Consider the following 671-nt stretch of genomic DNA (forward strand, 5'->3'; position numbering starts at 1 on the left):
TACTAGCACTATGTGCCGTGCGCTACAAAGACAGCAATTGACACTAAAAAAAAGACGTTACGCAGTAGCCAAGGGATTACAGAGAGAGTCCAAAAGCTGAGAAGCGATTATTGGGAGCAAGTTAAACAAATAGACCCAGAAAACTTGGTGTTTTTGGATGAAATGGGCGTTTTATTAGGGTTAACACGAACCCATGCTCGAAGTCCCTATGGGCAGAGGGTATATGACCTGAAACCATTTTACCGTGGGTCGAAAGTAACGGTTATTGGTGCAATAAGCATGAAACAAGTTTTGGCAGTAATGACCATGAATGGGTCAATGGCTGGAAATGCCTTTGAGGTCTTTGTCGAAAAATGTCTGCTTCCCCAGTTATGGTCAGGTGCAGTCGTTGTCATGGATAACGTCCCAGCCCACAAAGTAACTTCAATTGAACCCTTGATTCAGTCCGTCGGTGCCAGTGTTCTTTACCAATCACCGTATTCACCAGACTTTAATCCAATTGAACATTGGTGGTCGCAACTGAAAGCTTTTTTACGACAATTTTCTCCGACCACAACAAAAATGGTTGATACTTTGATTGCTACAGCACTCGATTTGGTTAATCCCAAGCATCTAAAAAACTGGTTTACAAACTGCTGTTACTGTACTTCATAAACCCGCAATCTGCTGTA

1 protein-coding gene is annotated in these 671 nt (G+C 42.5%); it reads left to right on the forward strand.

Features of this window, described 5'->3' with window-relative positions; translation table 11 throughout:
- Window positions 1–12: 12 nt before the first annotated feature.
- Window positions 13–654, forward strand: coding sequence for an IS630 family transposase (locus tag AABK37_RS41710; RefSeq protein WP_432557229.1), 642 nt, complete (start codon window positions 13–15; stop codon window positions 652–654).
- The last annotated feature ends 17 nt before the right edge of the window (window positions 655–671 follow it).

It is taken from the genome of Tolypothrix sp. VBCCA 56010 (assembly GCF_050875635.1).
Lineage (GTDB): Bacteria > Cyanobacteriota > Cyanobacteriia > Cyanobacteriales > Nostocaceae > Hassallia.